We start from the raw sequence: 680 nt of genomic DNA on the forward strand, positions 1-680 counted from the left end.
GATGCCTGACGATGATTGGGGCGGCCATCCGTGGGCCGGCACTCCGGGACTCTCCATGGGGGGCCCCTAAACTCATGGGGAGACCCCTAAACGAATGAACCCCGACCAGCGGCCGGGGTTCGAAATCAATGCGCTATCGGCTCTGGTTTTCTTTCCGGCATAAAAAAACCCCAGCCTGTTGGCTGGGGTTTCGGATAGATGCCTGACGATGACCTACTCTCGCATGGGGAGACCCCACACTACCATCGGCGCTAAGCGGTTTCACTACTGAGTTCGGCATGGATCAGGTGGTTCCCGCTCGCTATGGTCGTCAGGCAAAACTGACGTCGGAATGATGGGCCTTCACGGCTTACCCAACCCTCATTCCAACCGATTCGGATCATGCTGACTGAGATAGATCTCATTACCTGCCCGCTCTACGAGGCAGCGCGTATCCTGCGTTGTCGGTGATCGTTCACCGATCCGACTTTGCCCTTTCTTGCCACGTGGCTCTCTTTCACCACTCCGGCTTCAGCAAAGTCTTGCAAACCCCTTGGGGTTATATGGTCAAGCCTCACGGGGTATTAGTACACGTTAGCTCAACGCCTTGCAGCGCTTCCACACCGTGCCTATCAACCAGCTAGTCTTGCTGGACCCTTTAGGAGACTCTAGGTCTCGGGGAGATCTCATCTTGAAGGAGG

Annotated in this window: 2 rRNA genes; both read right to left on the bottom strand. The window is 56.2% G+C overall.

Features of this window, described 5'->3' with window-relative positions:
- Positions 1 to 200: 200 nt before the first annotated feature.
- A 5S ribosomal RNA gene (gene rrf / locus BTW08_RS18570) occupies positions 201 to 315 on the bottom strand.
- Positions 316 to 542: 227 nt separating this feature from the next.
- Positions 543 to 680: ribosomal RNA gene (locus BTW08_RS18575) — 23S ribosomal RNA — on the bottom strand; the annotation flags it as partial.

Source organism: Salinicola sp. MH3R3-1, assembly GCF_001937155.1.
GTDB lineage: Bacteria > Pseudomonadota > Gammaproteobacteria > Pseudomonadales > Halomonadaceae > Salinicola > Salinicola halophyticus.